Source organism: Ideonella livida (genome assembly GCF_010499455.1).
GTDB lineage: Bacteria > Pseudomonadota > Gammaproteobacteria > Burkholderiales > Burkholderiaceae_C > Ideonella > Ideonella livida.
Window position 1 is genome coordinate 22091 of sequence record NZ_JAAGOH010000010.1, and the last position, 21609, is coordinate 43699.

The window sequence follows — 21609 nt, forward strand, 5'->3', positions numbered from 1 at the left end:
TCGGGAGCACGTCGCTGGTCCAGGCGTTCCCTGTGGGCTATCCCTGGCCTGCGCGTGCAGCACGTGTTCGTCTTCGCCGGGCTGACGAGGCAAGGTTACGACCTGGCCTGCCCGCAGACCGTCGTCTGGATGGACAAGCAGCGCCTGCTTGCGACCGGAGAGCTCAAGCGCGTGCGTGTCGACGGGATCGTCCAGACCTGCGAGGGTGCCGTCGTTCCGCTGGAGTTTGAGGTCGAGAGCGCCTTCGATGGCATCGAGATGCCCGAGGGATTGTTGGACGGGGCATCCAGCGTCGATCTGCACACGATGGCCTGGGCGCAACGTGACCCGCCGCCCTCTGATGTGGTGGCGCTGGAGGACGGGCGCCCGATGGCCGCGCTGCCGCCTCTGGCTGTGCCGTTGGACAACTTCTGGAGCGGCGAACTGGCCAACATCATCAACTGGGATGAGCGCTGTGAGCTGGCGTGGTCGCGCCCCTTTGCACGGACAGGCGCTGTCGATGCTGTGGAAGTGGAGTTGTGAGGTCCGCGGGAGGGCAGAGCCGCCAGAGTTGAATGTCACGGTGGCAGATTGACAGCCGGCATGTGGATGGCCGAGCCAGGGCGAGCAGGGCGCTCGCGGGCAGATCTAACAACAAGACCATGAGCCACCATCCACAGGAGCATGTGCCCATGACCACCCAGAACTTCACCAAAAAGGCCCGCCCCACGTGATCGAACCGCACGACACCGAGGCGATCAACCAGTGGCTGGCGGCCGTGAGGATGGACGCCGCGTTGACCCAGCCCACCGCCTTCCGGCTGGCGCAGGTGCTGGCTGCGCAGAAGTCCCCCGCGATCTCACTCACGCCGGAGATTCGTCGCCTGCTCGGGCGTGACCCGATGGAGTGGGAGGAGGACCTCGCGGACCTGTACCGCCGCGGCTTGTTGGCCATGTGGCAGAGCCTGGGATCGCCGTGGCTGGTCATGCTCATGCGCGGCGGGCCGACTAAGGTTGCGAGGGCCCTCGCCACACATGCTCCTGAGTGGCGCGGATAGGCCTCCGTCGCCCGCGGTTGGCGCCATCCCGGGTGACTGCGGTCCACTGCCGGTCCTGGCGTGAAGGGCCGCTGCAACCGACGCGCCGTGCAGACGGCCGAGAAGCCAAGCCAGCGTTGCATGGTCCGCCCACCAGGACCGTACGGTCCACGGTCCCTCGCCGGGTCCGGGGCCGGTTTTGGTGCACCTTCGGGTGGCCACGGGGCTGCTGCAGAGCGCAAAACCACCCCGGCGGCAACACCCGGGGCAGTCCGTTCGTGGGGCGCTGAAAATAAAAAAACCCCAAGTGCGACAAGCACTTGGGGTTGATTTTGGCGGAGAGAGAGGGATTCGAACCCTCGATACAGGAGTACCTGTATACCGGATTTCGAGTCCGGCGCATTCGACCACTCTGCCATCTCTCCTGGAAATCGATGTTCGCCGTGGTCAACTAAGCGAAGCCTTGCATTCTAGCCTCGTTGTCCCGGGTTTGGGAAGAGGCTTCACACCTCAGGCGGTTTCATCGGGGGGCAGCGCCTGGCCGCGCATCAGCGCCAGCAGTTCGTCGGCCGGTGGCAGGGCGCGGGCTTCACCGCCCTCCAGCAGCAGGTCGGCCAGCTCGCGCTTGTCGCGGTGCAGGGTCAGGATCTTCTCCTCCAGCGTGCCCTGGTGCACCAGGCGGTAGACGGTGACCGGCCGCTGCTGGCCCATGCGATGGGCACGGCCACTGGCCTGGTCCTCGGCCGCGGGGTTCCACCAGGGGTCGGCGATGACCACGTAGTCGGCCACGGTGAGGTTCAGGCCAAAGCCACCAGCCTTCAGGCTGATGAGGAAGAGGTCGCCCTGCCCGGCCTGGAAGGCGTCCACCCGTTTCATGCGCTCGGGCCCGGGCGTGCTGCCGTCCAGGTACTGGTAAGCGATGCCCGCTGCGTCCAGTGGCGCCTTGAGCAGGGCCAGAAAGTCCACGAACTGGCTGAACACCAGGGCCTTGTGGCCGTTGGCCACCAACTCGGCGGCCAGCTCGGCGAAGGCCTGGACCTTGGCACCGGGCAGCGCCAGCTGGGGCGAGACCAAGCGGGGGTCGCAGGCGGCACGGCGCAGCCGGGTCAGGCCGGCCAGGATGTTCAGGTGCGCCTGCCCGGGCGCGTCGCCGCTGAGGCTGCGCTCGGCGTCGGCCAGCACCTGGCGCCGCAGGGCCTCGTAGTGGGCACGCTCGGTGGCATCACCCTCCACCTGAAGCACCAGCTCCGTGCGCGGTGGCAGGTCGTCCAGCACCTGGGCCTTGGTGCGACGCAGGATGAAGGGGGAGATGAGCCGGCGCAGCTGGCGCTGGGCAGTCTTGTCGCGCTGGCGCTCGATGGGGCCGGCGAAACGCTCGTTGAAGCGCGCCAAGCTGCCCAGCAGGCCGGGGTTGCAAGCCCGCATGATGGACCAGAGCTCGGCCAGCCGGTTCTCGATGGGGGTGCCCGACAGCGCCAGCCGGAAGGCCGCCCGCAGCTCGAACACCGCCTGGCTGCGCTTGGCCTGGGCGTTCTTGATGGCCTGGGCCTCGTCCAGCACCAGGGTGGCCCAGTCCACCGCGGCAAAGGCGGCCTGGTCGATTTGCAACATGGGGTAGGACACGACCACCAGCTGCTGACGGCCCAGCTGGGCCAGCGCCTCGGTGCGGTCGGCGCCGCCCTCGGCATGCACGATCACCTCCAGAGAGGGGGCAAAGCGCCGGGCCTCCGCGCGCCAGTTGCCCACCAGCGAGGTGGGCGCCACCACCAGGGCCGGCCCCTGGCCGGCGCGCGCCAGCAGCACGGCCAGGGCCTGCAGGGTCTTGCCCAGTCCCATGTCGTCGGCCAGGCAGGCGCCCAGGCCGGCATGGGCCAGGCGCATGGCCCATTCATAGCCTTCCTCCTGGTAGGGGCGCAGCTGGGCCTGCAGGGTGGCCGGCAGGGCGGGCACCACCTGCCGGGCCTGGTCCAGCCGGGCCAGGCGGTCGGCAAAGGCAGGGTCCACCTGCAGCTGCGTGCCCTCGGTCAACTGCTGCAGCCAGGGGGCGGCCACGGCGGGGATGCGCAGCTGGGCCAGGTCGGCGGCGTTGGCGGTCTCGGCCACCGCCGACAGGTCGTCCAGACGTTCGCGCAGTTCCTGCGTCAGGGCCAGGTAGCGGCCCTGGCCCAGGGGCACGAATCGGCTCTTGCGCTGGGCGGTCAGGGACAGGAGTTGGTGCAGGCTCAGCACCAGGCCTTCGTCCAGACCCAGCTCACCGTCCAGGCCCAGCCAGTCCTGCCGGGTGTGCACCCGCAGGGCGAGTTGGTCCAGTCCAGCGGCCTCCACCCGCACCGGCTGGCCCTTGGGCCAATCCACCCCCTGCAGGCAGGCCAGGGTCGGCAGGCGCTCGACCAGGGTGAGGGCGGCCTCGGGCTCTTCCACCAGCCATTCGGCCGGGGCGCCGGCCGGTGGCGGCACCAGCATGGGGCAGGCGTCCAGCAGGGTGTCCAGATGGGCCCGCTCGGCGGCCAGGTCGCGCTGCACACCCAGGGTCTCGCCGCGCAGGGCGGTCACCACCCGCTGGCGGCCGGCGCCCGGCACCAGCCGGGGCGACTCCTCCAGGTAGTCCTGCCCGTAGGGCACCGCCACCACGCGCAGCGACAGGGCGTCGCCCACGGGGGAGAGCTCGGCACGCAGGCGGGCGTCGGCGGGCAGTTCGCGGGCGGCCTGCACGCCGGCGGCATCACTCTGGATCTGGAAGTGCATGCCCAGGCCACCGAGCACCTCCTTCAGGCGGGCGGCCCCGGCCGGGGGCAGGACCAGGCCTTGGGGGCCCAGCAGCTGGGCCACCCGGCGCTGGGCCGGGCTGAGCTGGATCAGCCGGCCACGCTGGGGGCTGTCGAGGACCACGCGCAGGCCGCGCAGGGCCTCCAGCTCCTTCTGCTCGGCCGGGGTGCCCGCCCAGCGCTTCTCGACGGCCTGGCAGTGCTGGAGGTCGATGGCGGGCAAGAGCCGCACCCGCAGGCGGTCGGGCTCGCGCACCACGTCCAGCTCCGGCTGGCCCTCGACCAGCTCGAAGTTGCGCTCGGGGCTGTGCCACAGGGCGACCTGGGGGTGGCCGACCAGGGCGGAGAGGGCGGCCGGCAGGTCCAGGCGCAGGCCGCGGCCGAAGGCTTCGGCGCGGATGCAGCGGGCCAGGCGGGCGTCGGCGGCCGGCAGGGCCTCGGCGGTGCGCTGCAGGCGGCTGAGCGGCACCTCCTTGGCCTTGCTCCAGCCCCGCGCGCCCAGACGCTGCTCCAGGGGCTGCAGGGCGCTCACGCTGCCGTCCTCCTCGACGGTCAGGCACCAGACCAGGCGGGTCTCGGGCTTGTCGGCCTCGGCCCCCGCCCCTTCGGGCTGGGCCACGGCAGACAGGGCATCCAGCGCCAGCTCCCAGGCCGGGCGCGGCGGGCTGACGAAGAATGTGTCGGGCACGGGCCGGCCGTCCAGCAGGTCCAGGGCCTGGTCCAGCCAACGGCTCAGGGTGCCAAAGCCGGCGCCTTCCAGGTGCTGGCGCAGCAGCCGGGCGGCCGCGCGCTCGTCGGCGCTCAGGGCTTCGGCCTCCCCCCCCGTCTTGAGCCAGGCGCGGGCCAGCCAACGCCAGAAGTCCAGGATCATGACCGGCCCGTCGCCCGAAAAGCTGGGGGCCGGATGCTGGGGGCTGTAGCTCAGGCCGCTGCGGGGCAGGAACAGGCGTAGGTTCAGCGGCACCTCGGCCAGTCGCATGCGCAGGGCCTCGGCCAGCAGGCCGTAGGGCGAGTCCGGCACCGGCTCGCGCTTGCCGCCTTCGGCCAGGCAGTATTTGAGGGCACGCTGCAGGTGCTCGGGCTCGGGCCTGGCCATGAGGGCCAGGGGATAGAGGCTGCCGGGCCAGGCCCCCAGCAGGCCGCGACGCTGGCCGCTGAGCTTGCGCAGCAGGGGCAGGGCCGACTCGTAGCCGGCGATGGCCTCTTCCCAGGCGCCGCGCGCCACGGCTTGGGCCGCCTGCAGGGCCAGGGCACGCTGCTGGCGCTCGGCCAGGCCGGGATCGGGATCGGCCAGCGGCACCAGGGCGGGGGCGAGCAGGCGGGCCAGGTCAGGGGCGTCGCCACGCATGAGCTGGGCCTCCGCCCACAGCAGGCGCAGGTTGGCGCCACTTGGGCCGGTCTCCAGGGCCAGCAGTTCGTCGATCCAGTGGTTCAGGTCCAGGTCGGGCGGCTGGCGCCAGTTGCCCAGCAGGCCCAGCAGCGCATGGTGGACCATGCCGACCTGCAGGTCGGGATGGAGCATGGGCAGCAGGTCGTCGTCGAGCACATCGGTGACGGCCCGGTCCAGCACCTCGCCCAGGCTGGAGATCCCCCAGGGCAGGCGGTGCTCCAGGGCGCGCAGCTGCTCGGGGTCGCTGGCGGCCAGGGCCTCCAGGCGGACACGGGCGAAGGCGGCCTGCTCGTCCGGAAAGCGCACGTTGTAGGCCTGCCGGCCGCCCACGGTGTCGCTGTAGTGGTCGGCCTCGGCCAGGGCACGGCGCAGGCGGTCGATGTCGGCAGATTCCAGCAGTGCGGGATAAAGCACGGCCAGCGCCTGGGGACTGGGCTCCCAGTGGCCGGCGCGGTAGGTGTCCTGCCGCAGCCAGCCGTGCTGGCCCAGGGTCTGCAGGGCCTGGCGCACCACCTCATGGGTCAGGCGCGCGGCGGGATCGCGCCACAGGCCGCCATGCAGCAGGGTGTGGATCCACGGGCGGGTGCGCAGGCGTCCGCCCAGGGTCACCGCCAGGGCGACGAAGCGTTCCGCAGGCCCCAGGGCCAGGTAGTCGTTCAGCGCCAGGGTGGCCATGGGTGACTCCGCCGCGTGTGCGCCACTCAGGCGCGCAGCACGCTCTGGCCGCCGAGGTAGGGCTGCAGCGCGGCCGGGATGGCGATGCTGCCATCGGCCTGCTGGAAGTTCTCCACCAGCGCCACCAACGTGCGGCCCACCGCCAGGCCAGAGCCGTTGAGGGTGTGCACCAGCTCGGTCTTGCCCTGGGCGTTCTTGAAGCGCGCCTGCATGCGGCGTGCCTGGAAGGCCTCGCAGTTGGAGCAGGAGCTGATCTCGCGGTAGGTGCCCTGGGCCGGCACCCACACTTCCAGGTCATAGGTCTTGGTGGCGCCAAAGCCCATGTCACCAGTGCACAGCAGCATGACGCGGTACGGCAGCTCCAGGGCCTGCAGGATGGCTTCGGCGTGGCCGGTCATGGCTTCCAGCGCCTCGTAGCTCTTGTCGGGGTGGACGATCTGCACCATCTCCACCTTGTCAAACTGGTGCTGGCGGATCAGACCCCGGGTGTCGCGCCCGGCCGAGCCCGCTTCCGAGCGGAAGCAGGGGCTGTGGGCGGTGAGCTTCAGGGGCAGCTCGTCGGCGGCCAGGATGGTGTCGGCCACGGTGTTGGTCAGGGTGACCTCGGCCGTGGGGATCATGTACCACTTGTTGGCGGCGGCTTCGGCGTCGCCCGAGGTGACGTGGAAGAGGTCCTGCTCGAACTTGGGCAGCTGGCCGGTGCCCTGCATGGTCTTGCCGCTGACGATGTAGGGCGTGTAGCACTCGGTATAGCCGTGGCGCGTGGTGTGCATGTCCAGCATGAACTGGGCAAGCGCACGGTGCAGGCGGGCGACAGGCCCCTTCAGGAAGGAGAAGCGCGCGCCGCTGAGCTTGGCACCGGTCTCGAAATCCAGCCCCAGCGGGGTGCCCAGGTCCACATGGTCCTTGACCTCGAAGTCAAAGTGGCGCGGTGAGCCCCAGCGACGCACTTCCTGGTTGCCGTGCTCGTCGCTGCCCACAGGCACGCTCTCATGCGGCAGGTTGGGCACCGACAGCAGCATGGCCGACATCTCGGCCTGCAGGGCTTCCAGACGGGTGCCACCGGCGCCCATCTCGTCGGCGATGGCCGCCACCTGAGCCATCAGCTCGGCCACCTGGACGCTGGTGTCCTCGCCCTTGGCGGCCTTGCCCTTGAGCATGCCGATCTGCTTGGACAGGCTGTTGCGCTGGGCCTGCAGCTGTTCGGTGCGCACCTGCAGCGACTTGCGCTCGGACTCCAGGGCCGAGAAGCGCGCCACGTCGAGGTAGGGCTGGGGGGTCTTACGGGTTTCCAGGCGGGCGACGACGGCGTCCAGTTCACGGCGCAGCTGGTTGATGTCAAGCATGGTGGGGTCGGGAGCAAGGTGTCAGGGAGGGTTCCGGGGCGCCTGGTGGCGGGAGGGCCCCGGGGCGGGCCGACCGCAGGAGCGGGGCGCGCCGGGCGGGTTCAATCCGCGGATCGCGAAGCGGCAAATTCGGCCATGGACCTGTCGCCCAGGCCCAGGGGCAGCGGAAAGCGCATGGTCTCCTCCACCCCCGGCAGGCTGCGCACCGAGACGGCGCCCAGGGCCTTGAGCCGGCCGATGACCGCCTGCACCAGCACGTCCGGGGCGGAGGCACCAGCGGTCAGGCCGATGCGCGGGCGACCATCGAGCCAAGCAGGCTGCAGGTCTGCGGCGCTGTCCACCATGTAGGCGGGCGTGCCCAGGCGCTCGGCCAGCTCACGCAGACGGTTGCTGTTGGAACTGGTGGGGCTGCCCACCACGATGACCACATCCACCTGCGGCGCCAGCACCTTGACGGCATCCTGCCGGTTCTGGGTGGCGTAGCAGATGTCCTGCTTCTTGGGCTCGCGCACGTCCGGAAAGCGGGCCTTGACGGCGGCATGGATGGCCGCGGCATCGTCCACGCTGAGCGTGGTCTGGGTCACGACGGCCAGCCGCTGCGGGTTGCGCACCGGCACGGTGGCCACATCGGCCACGTCCTCCACGAGGTAGATGCCCTCGTGCAGCTGGCCCATGGTGCCCTCCACTTCCGGATGCCCCTTGTGGCCGACCATGATGAACTCGTAGCCCTCCTTGGAGAGCTTGGCCACTTCCACATGCACCTTGGTGACCAGGGGACAGGTGGCGTCAAAGACGCGGAAGCCGCGCTCGGCTGCCTCTTGCTCCACGGCCTTAGGCACGCCGTGGGCCGAAAACACCAGTGTGGCGCCGGCGGGCACATCGGCCAGGTCCTCGATGAAGACGGCGCCCTTGGCCTTGAGGTCATTGACCACATAGGTGTTGTGCACGATCTCGTGGCGCACATAGATGGGCGCGCCGTGCAGGCGCAGGGCCCGCTCGACGATCTCGATGGCCCGGTCCACCCCGGCGCAGAAGCCCCGGGGCTCGGCCAGCAGGATCTCGGCATCACCCATCACAGCACCCCGATGATCTGCACTTCAAAACTCACCGGCTGGCCGGCCAGCGGGTGGTTGAAGTCGAACTCCAGCCAGCCCTCGCCCACCGCGCGCACCACACCGGCGAAGCGGCCGGTGTTGTCGGGGGTGGGAAAGTCCACCACGTCACCGACGTGGTACTCGGCCTCGGGGTCCCCCAGCTCCCGCAGGACCTGGCGCGACAGGCGCTGGACCATGTCCGGGCTGCGCTCACCAAAGGCCTCGCCCGGGGCCAGGGCGAAGGTGGTGCGGGTGCCCTCGGCCAGGCCGATGAGCCGAGCCTCAATGGCCGGGGAGAGCTGGCCGCTGCCCAGGGTCAGGGTGGCAGGATGGTCGGCGAAGGTGGTCACCACGTCGGCGCCATCGGGGCCGGCCAGCCGGTAGTGCAGGGTAAGGAAGGATCCGGGTTGGACGGTGGTCACGGCGCAGCCTCGCGGCAGGGAGAAACCGGCGATTTTAGGAGGCTGGCGCCGCGGCCCCCCCGCCGGGGGGATGTGACCCTTCAGGGGCCTGCCCAGAATCCCGCGGCATCGGGCCCCGACCGCGCGGCCCCCTGCCCTGCACCGGAGCCGCCATGACCCTCAAGGACCTGCCTGCCGCCCTGCGCCCGCGCGAAAAGCTGCTGGCCCACGGGGCCTCTGCACTGGCCGACGCCGAGCTGCTGGCCCTGCTACTGCGCACCGGCCTGGCGGGCAAGGGTGTGCTGCAGCTGGCCGAGGACCTGCTGGCCCGGCAAGGCGGCCTGGCCGGGCTGCTGCAGGCGCAGGCCGCGGACTTCCGGCGCATCAAGGGCCTGGGGCCGGCCAAGTGTGCTGAGCTGGCGGCGGTGGTCGAGATCGCCCGGCGCGCGCTGGCCCAGGAGCTGCAGCGCGGCCCGGTCTTCGACAGCCCCGGCAAGGTCAAGGACTACACGGCGTTGCGCCTGGGCGGCCTGCCGCACGAGGTTTTCGCGGTGCTGTTCCTGGACGCGCAGCACCGCCTGATTGAAATGCGCGAGCTCTTCCGCGGCACGCTGACCCAGACCAGCGTGTACCCACGGGAAGTGCTCAAGCTGGCCATGGCGCTCAACGCCGGCGCCGTGATCCTGGCCCACAACCACCCTTCCGGGCTGGCCGAGCCCAGCCGGGCCGACGAGTTCCTGACCCAGTCGCTCAAGACCACACTCCAGATGGTGGACGTGCGGGTGCTGGACCATCTGGTGGTGGGCAGCGGCCAGGTGGTGAGCTTCGCCGAGCGCGGGCTCCTGTAGCCGGCAGCGCCCTCGGTCGGTGGCGCCGCCGCAAGCCCCCTGCCGGGCAGGCCCTGGCGGGCTTGGGGTAGGCTTGCAGGCCCTTGTCCAGCGCCCGTTCCGCCGTGCCCGCCGATCGCTCCCCCTCCCCCGCCCCGCTGCGGGCCATCAGCCTGCAGGACCTGGGCGCCCTGCGCCAGCAACTCAAGGACCGGGCGGCCCAGCAGGCCGCCCAGCGCGCCCGCGAGGAGGCCGAGCGCCGCCGCCGGGAGCGGGAGGCCGCTGCCTTCGCCCACGCCGTGGGGCCGGTCACGCGACTGCCTGACCGCAACCTGCACGAGGGCGGTGGCAGGCCGCTGCCGCCGCCGGAGCCGCGCCAGCGCGAGCTCGACGAGCAGGCGGCGCTCAAGGCCTCGCTGAGCGACGAGGTCGACCTGGAGAGCCTGCTGCTGACCGACGACGGCCTGAGCTTTCGCCGGCCCGCCATCGGCCTGGACGTGGTGACCCGGCTGCGCAAGGGCCACTGGTCGATCCAGGGTGAGCTGGACCTGCACGGGCTGCGCCGCGACGAGGCACGGGACGCATTGGCCCATTTCATCCACCAGTCGCACCAGCACAGCCGGCGCTGCCTGCGGGTGGTGCATGGCAAGGGCCTGGGCTCGCCCGGGCGTGAGCCGGTGCTCAAGGCCAAGGTGCAGCGTTGGCTGGCGCAGCGCGAGGAGGTGATCGCCTTCACCCAGGCCACCGGCCCGCAGGGCGGCGCCGGGGCGCTGATCGTGTTGCTCGGCAGCCGGCCACGCGGCCGGGTGCCAGTGGCCTGAGCTGGAAAAGCGCCCGTGCCTCAGTCGGCCCGGTTGCGCATCCAGTCGGCGGTGTCAAAGAGCGACCGCTCCAGGCGGGCGCGCAACTCGGTGGGCACCTGCCGCTCCTGCATGGCCTGGAACATGCATGCCAGCCACTGGTCGCGCTCAACCCGGCCGATGGAGAACGGCAGGTGGCGGGCGCGCAGACGCGGGTGCCCGAAGCGGTCGATGAAGTGGTTGGGCCCCCCCAGCCAGCCGCAGAGGAACCAGAACAGCTTGTCCCGGGCGTCGTCCAGGGTGCTGCCGTGGACCTCCCGCAGTCGGGCGTAGGCGGGCTCCAGGTCCATCAGGTCGTAGAAGCGGTCCACCAGGGCACGCACGCCGGGCTCGCCGCCCAGCTGCTCGAAGGGGGTGGCCACGGGGGCGGCCGAGGAAGGGGTGTGGGAGGTCGATTCGCTCATCAGTCGGCCATGCGGGTGGCGACAGCCACCACGGCCACGGCCGCGCTGCTGCCAGGAAAGCATTCCAGCAGCAATTGTCGCCGGCGCACCGCATCGCGCACCGACACGTCGGCCGGCACCTCGCCCAGGAAGTCCAGACGCACCGGGCCGTCGAGCCCAGGGGTGACATAACGGTCCACCACCTGCTGCAGCTGGGCGCGCACCTGGCGGCCCTCGCCGGCCTTCTGCACCTGGTTGACCACCAGCCGCAGCTCGCGACGGCCCTGGGTGGTGGCCAGCACTTTGATGGTGGCGTAGGCATCGGTGAGCGCGGTGGGCTCAGGCGTGGTGACGATGAGCACCTCATCGGCCAGCGAGACGGTGTAGAGCACCACGTCCGAGATGCCGGCCCCGGTATCCAGCAGCACATGGTCGAAATGCGGCCGCACCGTCTCCAGCAGGCGCTGCAGCCGTTCGCGGACCTCAGGGGTGAGGCGCGAATATTCCACCATGCCCGAGCCTGCCAGCAGGGCGGTGAAGCCTCCGGGGGCGGGCAGCAGAGCCTCCTCCAGGCGGGCCTTCCCGGTGAAGACCTCGTGCAGCGTGACCTTGGCGGGCAGGTTGAGCACCACGTCGAGGTTGGCCAGGCCCAGGTCGGCGTCCAGCACCAGCACGCGCCGGCCCAGCCGGCTGAGGGAGGCGGCCAGGTTGGCGGTGGTGAAGGTCTTGCCCACCCCGCCCTTGCCGCTGGTGACGGCGGTGATGCGGGCACCGCCGGTCGGGGCCGCGGGCCGGATCATGGCCGCGCCGCCCGAGGGCCTGGCTCGTCGGCCATGGCCCCCACGGGGGTGAACAGCAGGTCCTTCTCGTCGGCCGAGACGGTGGAGTGGGCGGTGGTCTCCAGACAGGCCCGGTGGCCGCCGTCCAGGCGTGCACGGTCGAGCTGCAAGCCGGCTCGGCCCAGCCAGGCCGCGGGGTCGGCATGGCGCGCGGGGCCGGCAAAAGCGCCCCCCACGCTGGCGGTCAGGCCCAGCCGCCGCCCGGCCAAGCCGGGCAGGTCCAGCGCGGCCACCCGGGCGCAGAGCCCGTCGGCCACTTCCTGGCCAAAGCCCGGGGCGCAGTTGGGCAGCAGCACGGCAAAGCACTGGCCCTCCAGGCGGGCGGCCAGGTCCATGGGGCGCAGCTGAGCGGCGATGTCACGCCCCACGGTCTGCAGGGCCTGCTCGGCCACCGCCCGACCGTGCAGCTGCTGCACCCGAGGGTGGTCGTCCACATCCAACAGCAGCAGCAGGGCCGGCTCGCCCGTGCGCGCCACGCGGTCGAGCTCGCGCAGCAGGGCCGACTCCAGGCCCCGGCGGTTGGCCAGCCCGGTCAGCACATCGCGGCTGGAGAGTTCACACAGGGCGTCCACCAGGCCCTGCAGCCAAGCCTGGCTGCCGGGGGCCCCGGGGGGCGCGGCATGGCCGGCCTGCCGCAGCAGCTGCAGCGCCGCCTCCACCTGGAGCGCCGGCGGCTCGGGCGGAAAGTGACGGCGGACGGCGGAGAGGTTCACGGACGGGGTTCCAAGGGGAAGGTGCCAGGGCAGTCTAGCCCTCGACTTCCGTGCAGGGCGGGCGATAAGGCCGACAAATGCGCCTCAACTTCCGCCCTCCGGGGCCGATCACTGGGCAAGACTGGATGCGGTCCCGGCGGGACTGTCCTGACCTGCGCCGGACCTGCCCGACCTCCACCCTTGCGCCCTCGCGCCCCCCTCATGCCACCGCCCACCCTTGACCTTCCCGCACGCGCCTCGCCGTCTGGCGAAGGCGGTGCCGAGCATGAATTCAACTTCAGCGCCTCGGACTTCGAGCAGGTGCGCAAGCTCATCTACGAGCGCGCGGGCATCCACCTGCATGAAGGCAAGCGGGCGATGGTCTACAGCCGGCTTTCCCGCCGGCTGCGCGAGACCGGCCACCGCAGCTTCAAGGCCTACCTGGACGACCTGCGCCAGGCCAGCGGCGCCCAAGGCGAGCAGGAGTGGCAGGAGTTCGTCAACTGCCTGACCACCAACCTCACCGCCTTCTTCCGGGAGGATCACCATTTCCACGCCCTGGCCGAGGCGCTGCGCCAGGGCCAGTTCAGCGCCGGACGCCCGCCGCGCATCTGGTGCAACGCCGCCTCCACCGGCGAGGAGCCTTACTCCATCGTGATGGTGCTGGCCGAGGTGCTGGGCGAGCGCTCAGGCGCGCGCCTGGTGGCCAGCGACATCGACACCAAGGTGCTGGCCCAGGCCCGGCGCGGGGTCTACAGCGCCGAGGCCCGGGGGCTGTCGCCCGAGCGGCTCAAGCGTTTCTTCATGCGTGGCACCGGCCCCAACGCCGGGCAGATCCGCATCAAGCCGGAGCTGGGCCAGATGGTCGAGTTCCGGCCCTTCAACCTCATGACCCCGAGCTGGTCGGTCGGCGAGTCCTTCGACATGGTCTTCTGCCGCAACGTGATGATCTATTTCGACCACCCGACCCAGCGCAAGGTGCTGGAACGCATCCATGGCGTGATGAAGCCGCAGGGCCTGCTGTTCGTGGGCCATTCCGAGAACTTCACCGACTCGCGCGACCTGTTCCAGCTGCGCGGCAAGACCATCTACCAGCGGGTCTGACCCGCCGGTGACGACAACCCCTGGAGACCGCATGGCCGTCAGCCCCTCCTCCACCCCCTCTTCCGGCGCCCGTCCGCCCCTGCCCGCGCTGCAGAGCGCGACCACGGCGGCCCGTGGCTCGCGCCTGGAGCGGCTCAAGTCCGTGGCGCGCAAGCCGGGCGAGGCCTCGTTCTTTTTCTGGGATGCGCATTTCCGCAACGACGCGGTCAAGGTGCTGCCAGGCGAGTACTACGTGGACAACGAGGACATCGCCGTCATGACCACCCTGGGCTCCTGCATCGCTGCCTGCCTGTGGGACCGCCAGGCCAAGGTGGGCGGCATGAACCACTTCATGCTGCCCGAGGGCTCGGGGGACTCCGGCCGCTACGGCAGCTACGCCATGGAACTGCTGATCAACGAAATGATGAAGCGCGGCGCCAGCCGCCTGACGCTGGAGGCCAAGGTGTTCGGCGGTGGCGCCGTCATCAGTGGCATGAACACCATCAATGTGGGCGAGCGCAACACGAAATTCGTGATGGACTTTCTCAACACCGAACGCATTCCAGTGGTGTCCAAGGACGTGCTGGACATCTACCCGCGCAAGGTCTGCTTCCTGCCCTCCAGCGGCAAGGCCATGGTCAAGCGCCTGGCCCCCACCAATGCCGAGGCCGTGCTGGCACAGGACCGCGTGGCGGCGCAGAAGGCCGCCCCGGTGGCGAGCTCCGGCGGCTCGATCGACCTGTTCTGAGACCACGGCCAGGCCTGAACCCGAGGAGACCGACATGGCCAAAACACGTGTGGTGGTGGTGGACGATTCCGCCCTGGTGCGCAGCCTGCTTTCCGAAATCATCAACCGGCAGCCCGACATGCAGTGCGTGGGCACCGCGGCCGACCCCCTGGCCGCCCGGGAGGTGATCCGCAACCTCAACCCGGACGTCATCACCTTGGATGTGGAAATGCCCAAGATGGACGGACTGGATTTCCTGTCCAAGCTGATGCGCCTGCGGCCCATGCCGGTGGTCATGGTCTCGACCTTGACCGAGCGAGGGGCCGAAACCACCTTGCGCGCGCTGGAGCTGGGCGCGATCGACTTTGTGGCCAAACCCAAGCTGGGCATCGCCGACGGCCTGCGGCAGCTGGCCGAGGAGATCACCGAGAAAGTGCGCATCGCCGCCAAGGCCCATGTGAGCCGGCATGTGGCGCCGTCCGCGGCCGCCGCAGCCGCAGCCGCTGCCGCCGGCGGCAGCAGCAGTGGCGCGGCGGCGACGGGCTCGGCCGCGCGACAGGACGTTCGTGCAGTCCCGCCGGCGGCCACCCCCAGCCTGGGCCGGGTGTCCACCGAGAAGATCATCTTCATCGGCGCCTCCACCGGCGGCACCGAAGCCACCAAGGAGGTGCTGCTGGGCCTGCCCCATGACGCCCCGGGCGTGGTGATCACCCAGCACATGCCGCCCGGCTTCACCCGCAGCTATGCGGCGCGGCTGGATGGGCTGTGCCGCATCCGGGTCAAGGAGGCCCAGGACGGCGAGCGCATCCTGCCCGGACATGCCTACATCGCCCCGGGCGGTCTGCACCTGAGCGTGGAGCGCTCCGGCGCCAACTACATTGCCCGGGTTCGCGACGGCGAGCCGGTCAACCGGCACAAGCCCTCGGTGGAGGTGCTCTTCGAATCCGCCGCGCGGGTGGTGGGCGCCAACGCCTTCGGCATCATGCTCACCGGCATGGGCGCCGACGGTGCCAAAGCCATGCGCCAGATGAAGGACGCCGGCAGCTACAACTACTGCCAGGACGAGGCCACCTGCGTGGTCTTCGGCATGCCGCGCGAGGCCATTGCCCACGGGGCAGCCGACGAGGTGCTGCCGTTGGCGCAGATCGCCCCGCACCTCATGGCCAAGCTGCGCGAGACCCACGGCGCCCTGCTGCACCGGGTCTGAGCCCGAGGCTCAGAGAAAGAGTTCCTGCAGGTCGCTGAGGAAGTCAAATCCCTTGGCGGTCGGACGCCACCGTCGCCCGGCCGGCCCCTCCACCTGCTCCAGCAGCCCTCGGGCAAGCGCCTCCTCCACGCCGCCGGCGATGGCCGAGGGCGGCAGCCCGGTGCGCTCGGTGAACAGCATGGGCTCGAACCCCTCGCGCAGGCGCAACAGGTTGAGCATGAACTCGAAGGGCAACGCCTTGCGGCCCACTTCCTCCTCGTTGGAGGTGGCGTTGCCGGCCAAGGCCTCGCGCATGTAGGCCGCCGGCTCACGCCACTTGACCTGCCGCATCACCCGGTGCGGAAAGCTCAACTTGCCATGCGCACCGGCGCCCAGGCCCAGGTAGTCGCCGAACTGCCAGTAGTTCAGGTTGTGGGTGCAGCGGTGGCCCGGCCGCGCATAGGCCGAGACCTCGTAGCGCTCCATGCCGGCCGCACCGGTGCGGGCCACCACCTCGTCGAGCATCTCGGCGGCCAGGTCGTCATCGGGCAGTCGCGGCGGCCGACGGGCAAACTCGGTGTTGGGCTCCAGCGTCAGGTGATAGAGCGAGAGGTGCGGTGGCGCAAAGGACAGCGCGGTGTCCAGGTCACGGCGCAAGCCGTCCAGGTCCTGCCCGGGCAGGGCATACATCAGGTCGAGGTTGAAGGTGTCAAAGCAGTCGGCTGCCTCGGCCACCGCCGCACGGGCCTGCGCGCCGTCATGCACCCGGCCCAAGGCCCGCAACTTGTCGTCGTCAAAGCTCTGCACACCGATGGACAGGCGGGTGACGCCAGCGGCACGGAAGGCGCGGAACCGGTCACGCTCGAAGGTCCCTGGATTGGCCTCCAGCGTGATCTCGCAGCCCGGCTGCAGGGGCAGCAGCAGACGCAGATCCGAGATCAGCCGGGCAATGCCCTCCGGCGAGAACAGGCTGGGCGTGCCGCCGCCAATGAAGACCGAGTGCACACTGCGGCCCCACACCAGCGGCAAGCTGGCCTCCAGGTCGGCGCGCACGGCGTCCAGGTAGCGGGATTCGGGCAGGGCCTCGCCCTCGCCGGCCCGCAGGGCATGGGAGTTGAAGTCGCAATACGGGCACTTCTTGAGGCACCAGGGCAGGTGCACGTACACCGACAGGGGCGGTGGCGCGCCCAGCTGCAGGGTGCCCGGGCGCAGATAGCGGTCTTGGAGCTGCATGGCAGACCTTGGTGGGGAGGGGCCTCAGCCCAGGCGCCAGGCCGAGCGCATCAGCGCCAGCATCTGGGCCGCGGCCAGCGCCCGGTGGCTGTGGGCGTTCTTGACCTCGGCCGGCAGTTCCGCCGCCGTGGCACCCAGTGCCGGGATGTACATCAGGGGGTCGTAGCCAAAACCACCAGCGCCACGGCGCGTGGCCAGGATCTCTCCGGGCCAACGCCCGAAGGCGATCAGCGGTTCCGGATCGTCGGCGGCACGCAGCGCCACCAGGGCGCAGACAAAGGCGGCCTGCCGGCCGCCAGCGGCCCCGGGGGCCTCGGCCAGACGCTGCAGCAGCAGGGTGTTGTTGGCCTCGTCCTGCGCGGCGCGACGGGCCTCCCGGTCGGCCAGCGCCACGGCCTGGGGCGGCAGCGGGGCGTACACCGCGCTCTGCACGCCGGGGTGTCCGCCCAGCGCATCCACGCACAGGCCGGAGTCATCGGCGATCACCGGCAGGCCGGTGGCCGCTGCCGCATGGCGCGCCTTGGCCAGCGCGTTCTCCACGAAGGTGATGTGCGGCTCCTCGGCCTCGGCCACCCCCAGCGAGCCCTGGGTCACGATCTCCAAGGCCAGCGGGGCAAACAGGGCGTTCAGCTCCTTGAGCTTCTTGGCGTTGTTGGACGCGAGCACGAGCTTCATGGTCAGACTCCTCGGGGAGAAACCACTCAGGCCTGCGCCTGGGCCAGCGCGGCCTTCTGCAGGGCCACCAGCTCGGTGATGCCGGCCTCGGCCAGCGCCAGCAACTGGTCCATCTCGGTGCGGGTGAAGGCCACGCCCTCGGCGGTGCCCTGCACTTCCACGAAATGGCCGGCGCCGGTCATGACCACATTCATGTCGGTGTCGCAGGCAGAGTCTTCGGTGTACTCCAGGTCCAGCAGCGGCGTGCCCTGCACGATGCCCACGGACACGGCGGCCACATGGTCACGGATGGGGCTGGCGGCGATGGCCCCCTTGGCCAGCAGCCAGTTCACCGCATCCTGGGCCGCCACGAAGGCGCCAGTGATGGCCGCCGTGCGGGTGCCGCCATCGGCCTGCAGCACATCGCAGTCCAGGGTGATGGTGCGCTCCCCCAGGACCTTCAGGTCGAACACCGCGCGCAGCGAACGGCCGATCAGGCGCTGGATCTCCTGCGTGCGACCGGTCTGCTTGCCCTTGGCAGCCTCGCGGCTGCCCCGGGTGTGGGTGGCGCGCGGCAGCATGCCGTACTCGGCCGTCACCCAGCCTTCGCCGCTGCCCTTCTGGTGGGGGGGCACACGCTCCTCCACCGAAGCGGTGCACAGCACGCGGGTGGCGCCAAACTCCACCAGCACCGAGCCTTCGGCGTGGCAGGTGAAGCCGCGGGTGATGCGCACCGGGCGCAGGGCATGGGCGGCACGTTGGCCGGAGCGCTGGAAGCTCATGGAAAGGTCCTCGGGGTCAGAAAGCACAACGCCGGTGAACCCAGTCACCGGCGCAGAGAAAAATCCAGCCGTGGCCCCCGACGGGGCCGGACGGCCTGCGGTGTGGCTCAGCGCGACTTGCGGCTGGTGCGCTGGATGGCTTCGTTGATCTCGCGGATGGAGCGCTCGATCTCCGCCTCGTCCAGGTCGGCCGGCGCGGTGTCGGCCAGCGTGGCCTGGATGGTCGAGGCAAAGACGTCCTCGCCCATGGAGCGGGTGGAGATGCCGGCCAGGGTGTCAGCGTCCTCGGCAGCCTCCCATTCGACTGCCAGCACGGTGACGTTGTCGCCGTGGGTGCCGCCGTTACGCAGGGCCTGCTCCACCATCTCGGGCACCGCATCGGCCAGGGGGCGGGTGGAGAGCATGTCCACGATGGCGGTGTCGGTCAGCACGCTCCACAGGCCGTCGGAGCAGACGATGAGGCGATCGCCAGAGTGCAGCGGCACCGGCCCGGCGGTGTCCACCACCGGCTTGCCCGGGCTGCCCAGGCAGGTGAACAGCACCGAGCGGTTGTAACGCGCATCCATGGGCACCACATGGGCCAGCGACTGCTGCAGCTCGGTGTAGCTGTGGTCCCGCGTGCGCACCACCAGGTCGTTGCCCCGCACCAGGTACAGGCGGCTGTCGCCGCAGTGTGCCCAATAGGCCATGCCGGCCTGGATCACACACGCCACCACCGTGGTGCGGGGGGTGTCCACCAGCGACCGTTCGGTGGCGTAGCGCAGCAGGGCGTGGTGCCCGGCCAGGATGGCGTCCTGCAGGAAACGGATGGGATTGCGCAGGGTCGGCTTGGCCTCGCGCTGGAAGGCATTGGCCAGCACCTGCAGGGCCATCTGGGAGGCCACCTCCCCTTCCGGATGCCCGCCCATGCCGTCGGCCAATGCGAACAGGCCCGAATCCCGCGTGTAGCAGTAGCCCATGCGGTCTTCGTTCTTCTCGCGGCCGCCCTTGCGGCTGATCTGGAACACCGAGAACCTCATGGCCGGCCCAACCTGTGGAGTGTGTCAGGGTGCGGCATGGTCAGCGCGCTCCGGACTTCATGTTGTCGATCTGCAGTTTCAGCCGTTCGGTGAAACTGAGGGAGGAATAACGCCGCTCGGTCTCCTGGCTGAGTTCCTTCTGCAGGGCGAAGACGCTCTGCGGACGCGACAGCGGATCCAGGGACATGCACCACTCGGTGACCTCGATGAGGTTGTCCGAATAGATGTTGCGCATGCGCGAGAGGGAGAGCTGCAACCGGTCCTTCTCGATGCGCTGCGGCGCATCGGTGGGCGGATAGCCTTGCATGCAGGCGTAGATGCAAGCGCCGATGGCGTAGATGTCGGTCCAGGGGCCCAGGCTGCCATCGCGGCGGTACATCTCGGGCGCGGCAAAGCCGGGCGTGTACATCGGCCGGATGAAATTGCCTTCCTTGGACAACACTTCGCGGGCGGCACCAAAGTCCAGCAGCACCGCCTTGTTGTCGTTGGTGATGAGGATGTTGGCCGGCTTGATGTCCAGGTGCAGCATCTTGTGCTGATGCACGATGCGCAGCCCGCGCAGGATCTCGTCAAAGAGGCTGCGGATGGTGGACTCGCGGAAGATCTTGTCGCGCTTGAGGTCGCGTGCGGTGACGATGAAGTCCTGGAGGGTGTCGCCCTGCAGGTAGTTCATCACCATGTAGACGGTCTCGTTCTCGCGGAAGAAGTTGAGCACCGACACCACGCTGCTGTGCGAAATCTGCGCCAGCGACCGGCCTTCCTCGAAGAAACTCTTGAGGCCCAGACGGTAGAGCGGCAGCTTGTCCGGCTTGACCCGCGGGATGAGCTCACCGGGCACCCGCTCGGCCAGGGAGGCGGGCAGGTACTCCTTGATGGCGACGTAGTGGTGTTCCTCGTCCTCAGCAAGGTACACCACGCCGAACCCACCGGCGGCCAGCTTCCTGACGATGGTGTAGCCGCCGACCACGGTGCCTGAGGGCAACGGGGCGGGTTTGGGCTTTGTCATAAAATTGCGCTTTTGCTTACAGCAGCACCTCCATGCCAGTTTACAGCATGACCGGTTTTGGCAGCGCCAGCGCCGCCCCGGTCTCCGAGGGCGAAGCCACCGCATCTGGCGTGAGCGTGGAACTGCGCTCGGTCAACAGCCGCTTCCTGGACCTGTCCTTCCGCATGCCCGACGAGCTGCGGCAGTGTGAGCCCGCCTTGCGCGAGCTCATCCAGGGCGGTCTCAAGCGCGGCAAGGTGGAGCTGCGCGCGCAGTCCGCCCGCGGCGAGGACAACAGCCTGTCCACCCCCAGCGCGGAGCTGCTCAACCGCCTGGCCCGCATCGAGTCCGCCGTCACGGGCTGGATGCCGCGCGCCCAGCCCCTGTCGGTGCATGAGGTGCTGCAGTGGAGCCGGGGGCAGCAGGCCAGTGCGCCGGCCCGTCAGGACGAGCTGGTGCTGCAGGCGGCGCGCCTGGCCCTGACGGCCCTGCGCGATGCCCGCGCCCGGGAAGGTGAACGCTTGGTGGGCATCCTGCTGGAGCGGGTTCGGACCCTGCGGAGCCTGGCGCTCCAGGCCGAGCCGCTGGTGCCCGCGGTGGTGCAGCGCCAGCAGCAACGTTTCCTGGAGCGCTGGAACGAGGCCCTGGCCAGCGCCGGCGCCGGCCAAGCCGTCTCCGCCGAGAACGCGCGCGACCGTGCCCTGTCCGAGGCTGCCGCCTTCGCCATCCGCATCGACGTAGCCGAGGAGCTGGCCCGCTTGAAGGCCCACCTGGACGAGATCGAGCGCCTGCTCCAGGGCGGCGGCGAAGTCGGCAAGCGGCTGGATTTCCTGATCCAGGAATTGCACCGCGAGGCCAACACCCTGGGCTCCAAGTCCGCCGCCCTGGAACTCACCGCCATCTCAGTGGAGATGAAGGTTGCCATCGAGCAGATGCGCGAACAGGTGCAGAACATCGAATGACGCCGACCATGACGTCCGACACCCTTCTCGAAACCCCCGGCAACCTCTTCGTGGTGGCGGCGCCCAGCGGCGCCGGCAAATCCAGCCTGGTCAAGGCCCTGCTGGAGCTGGATTCCCACCTCTCGGTCTCGGTTTCGCACACCACACGCGCCCCGCGCGGCCAGGAACAGGACGGCCGCGAGTACTGGTTCATCAGCGCCCCGACGTTCCAGGACATGGTGGACCGCGGCGAGTTCCTTGAATGGGCCGAGGTCCATGGCAACCGCTACGGCACCAGCCGAAAGGGGATCGAGTCGCGCCTGCAAGCCGGCGAGGACATCGTCCTGGAGATCGACTACCAAGGGGCGCTGCAGATCAAGCGACTGTTCCCGCATGCCATCCTGATCTTCATCCTGCCCCCCAGCTGGCAGGAGCTGGAGCAGCGGCTGCGCCGGCGCGGCGAAGACCAGCCTGAGGTCATCGCCCAGCGCATGGTCAATGCGCGTGAAGAAGTGGCGCAGGCCCGCCATTTCGACTTCGTTATAATCAACGCTTTGTTCGAGACGGCGCTGTTCGACCTCAAGACCGTGGTCCATTCACAGCGCCTGAAGTACGCCGCGCAGCTGCGCGCGCGCTCTGGGGTGTTCCAAGCCCTGGACCTGGCCTGAAGGTCAGGCACTCCCGTCTCGCCCTCCACAGCCTTCCCGAGCAC

The 21609-nt window shown here is 70.1% G+C and carries 21 protein-coding genes and 1 tRNA gene; 9 read left to right on the forward strand and 13 right to left on the reverse strand.

Translation table 11 applies throughout. The features are described from left to right. Nucleotides 1-54: 54 nt before the first annotated feature. Together G3A44_RS09955 and G3A44_RS09960 are read left to right on the forward strand one after the other, a co-directional pair. On the forward strand, nt 55-522 hold the full coding sequence (locus tag G3A44_RS09955; RefSeq protein ID WP_163457369.1) for a hypothetical protein: 468 nt from the start codon (nt 55-57) through the stop codon (nt 520-522). Between the two features lie 187 nt (nt 523-709). Continuing rightward, nucleotides 710-1036, forward strand: a complete 327-nt coding sequence (locus G3A44_RS09960) for a hypothetical protein (protein ID WP_163457370.1) — start codon at nt 710-712, stop codon at nt 1034-1036. A 312-nt stretch (nt 1037-1348) separates the two neighbouring features. Here the strand turns inward: G3A44_RS09960 and G3A44_RS09965 are convergent. From G3A44_RS09965 to G3A44_RS09985, 5 genes are all read right to left on the reverse strand, one after another. Next, nucleotides 1349-1440: transfer RNA gene (locus G3A44_RS09965), tRNA-Ser, on the reverse strand. A gap of 85 nt (nt 1441-1525) precedes the next feature. After that, nucleotides 1526-5845 (reverse strand): DEAD/DEAH box helicase, encoded by a 4320-nt coding sequence (locus G3A44_RS09970; protein ID WP_163457371.1) that lies wholly within the window; start codon nt 5843-5845, stop codon nt 1526-1528. A 26-nt stretch (nt 5846-5871) separates the two neighbouring features. Further along, a complete protein-coding gene (gene serS / locus G3A44_RS09975; RefSeq protein ID WP_163457372.1) occupies nt 5872-7191 on the reverse strand; it encodes a serine--tRNA ligase in 1320 nt (439 codons plus the stop codon). 101 nt (nt 7192-7292) lie between these two features. Further along, complete coding sequence (gene ispH, locus G3A44_RS09980) at nt 7293-8264, reverse strand: 4-hydroxy-3-methylbut-2-enyl diphosphate reductase (RefSeq protein ID WP_163457373.1); 972 nt, start codon at nt 8262-8264, stop codon at nt 7293-7295. Continuing rightward, entirely contained in the window at nt 8264-8707 is a 444-nt protein-coding gene (locus G3A44_RS09985; protein ID WP_163457374.1) for an FKBP-type peptidyl-prolyl cis-trans isomerase, read from the reverse strand. Before G3A44_RS09985 ends, ispH begins: the two co-directional genes overlap by 1 nt. Nucleotides 8708-8859: 152 nt before the next feature. Between G3A44_RS09985 and radC the strand changes: the two genes are divergently transcribed. Continuing rightward, nucleotides 8860-9534 (forward strand): RadC family protein, encoded by a 675-nt coding sequence (gene radC, locus G3A44_RS09990; protein WP_163457375.1) that lies wholly within the window; start codon nt 8860-8862, stop codon nt 9532-9534. 83 nt (nt 9535-9617) lie between these two features. Continuing rightward, nucleotides 9618-10334: a Smr/MutS family protein gene (locus G3A44_RS09995; RefSeq protein ID WP_375138644.1), complete on the forward strand. Its 717-nt coding sequence runs from the start codon at nt 9618-9620 to the stop codon at nt 10332-10334. A gap of 20 nt (nt 10335-10354) precedes the next feature. Here G3A44_RS09995 and G3A44_RS10000 read toward each other — a convergent pair whose 3' ends face one another. From G3A44_RS10000 to G3A44_RS10010, 3 genes are read right to left on the reverse strand one after another with little or no spacing between them, the layout of a single operon-like run. Next, nucleotides 10355-10777, reverse strand: coding sequence for a group II truncated hemoglobin (locus G3A44_RS10000; RefSeq protein ID WP_163457376.1), 423 nt, complete (start codon nt 10775-10777; stop codon nt 10355-10357). Continuing rightward, complete coding sequence (locus G3A44_RS10005) at nt 10777-11556, reverse strand: MinD/ParA family protein (RefSeq protein ID WP_163457377.1); 780 nt, start codon at nt 11554-11556, stop codon at nt 10777-10779. The genes G3A44_RS10000 and G3A44_RS10005 overlap by 1 nt, the downstream gene beginning before the upstream one ends. Then, the gene (locus tag G3A44_RS10010) at nt 11553-12308 is read right to left on the reverse strand and encodes a GGDEF domain-containing protein (protein WP_163457378.1); all 756 of its coding nucleotides are present in this window, start codon (nt 12306-12308) and stop codon (nt 11553-11555) included. The genes G3A44_RS10005 and G3A44_RS10010 overlap by 4 nt, the downstream gene beginning before the upstream one ends. Nucleotides 12309-12509: 201 nt before the next feature. Here G3A44_RS10010 and G3A44_RS10015 point away from each other — a divergent pair, with 201 nt between their 5' ends. Genes G3A44_RS10015 through G3A44_RS10025 form a run of 3 tightly spaced genes read left to right on the forward strand, consistent with a single transcriptional unit; the run spans nt 12510 to nt 15304 of the window. Then, a complete protein-coding gene (locus G3A44_RS10015; RefSeq protein WP_163457379.1) occupies nt 12510-13391 on the forward strand; it encodes a CheR family methyltransferase in 882 nt (293 codons plus the stop codon). Between the two features lie 31 nt (nt 13392-13422). Further along, nucleotides 13423-14118 (forward strand): chemoreceptor glutamine deamidase CheD, encoded by a 696-nt coding sequence (cheD, locus tag G3A44_RS10020; protein WP_163457380.1) that lies wholly within the window; start codon nt 13423-13425, stop codon nt 14116-14118. Nucleotides 14119-14152: 34 nt separating this feature from the next. Continuing rightward, nucleotides 14153-15304, forward strand: coding sequence for a protein-glutamate methylesterase/protein-glutamine glutaminase (locus G3A44_RS10025; protein ID WP_163457381.1), 1152 nt, complete (start codon nt 14153-14155; stop codon nt 15302-15304). Between the two features lie 9 nt (nt 15305-15313). On the opposite strand, the gene hemW is transcribed toward G3A44_RS10025, so the two are convergent. From hemW to G3A44_RS10050, 5 genes are all read right to left on the reverse strand, one after another. After that, nucleotides 15314-16516, reverse strand: coding sequence for a radical SAM family heme chaperone HemW (gene hemW, locus G3A44_RS10030; RefSeq protein ID WP_163457382.1), 1203 nt, complete (start codon nt 16514-16516; stop codon nt 15314-15316). A gap of 24 nt (nt 16517-16540) precedes the next feature. Beyond that, entirely contained in the window at nt 16541-17191 is a 651-nt protein-coding gene (locus G3A44_RS10035) for a non-canonical purine NTP pyrophosphatase (RefSeq protein WP_163457383.1), read from the reverse strand. 26 nt (nt 17192-17217) lie between these two features. Beyond that, nucleotides 17218-17952: a ribonuclease PH gene (gene rph, locus G3A44_RS10040; protein WP_163457384.1), complete on the reverse strand. Its 735-nt coding sequence runs from the start codon at nt 17950-17952 to the stop codon at nt 17218-17220. Nucleotides 17953-18059: 107 nt separating this feature from the next. Further along, nucleotides 18060-18971, reverse strand: coding sequence for a PP2C family protein-serine/threonine phosphatase (locus tag G3A44_RS10045; RefSeq protein ID WP_163457385.1), 912 nt, complete (start codon nt 18969-18971; stop codon nt 18060-18062). Nucleotides 18972-19011: 40 nt separating this feature from the next. Continuing rightward, nucleotides 19012-19977, reverse strand: coding sequence for a serine/threonine protein kinase (locus tag G3A44_RS10050; RefSeq protein ID WP_163457386.1), 966 nt, complete (start codon nt 19975-19977; stop codon nt 19012-19014). Nucleotides 19978-20009: 32 nt separating this feature from the next. On the opposite strand from G3A44_RS10050, the gene G3A44_RS10055 reads away from it, so the two are divergent. Beyond that, entirely contained in the window at nt 20010-20918 is a 909-nt protein-coding gene (locus G3A44_RS10055) for a YicC/YloC family endoribonuclease (RefSeq protein ID WP_163457387.1), read from the forward strand. Nucleotides 20919-20926: 8 nt separating this feature from the next. Then, on the forward strand, nt 20927-21565 hold the full coding sequence (gene gmk, locus G3A44_RS10060) for a guanylate kinase (RefSeq protein ID WP_163457388.1): 639 nt from the start codon (nt 20927-20929) through the stop codon (nt 21563-21565). Nucleotides 21566-21609: the final 44 nt, after the last annotated feature.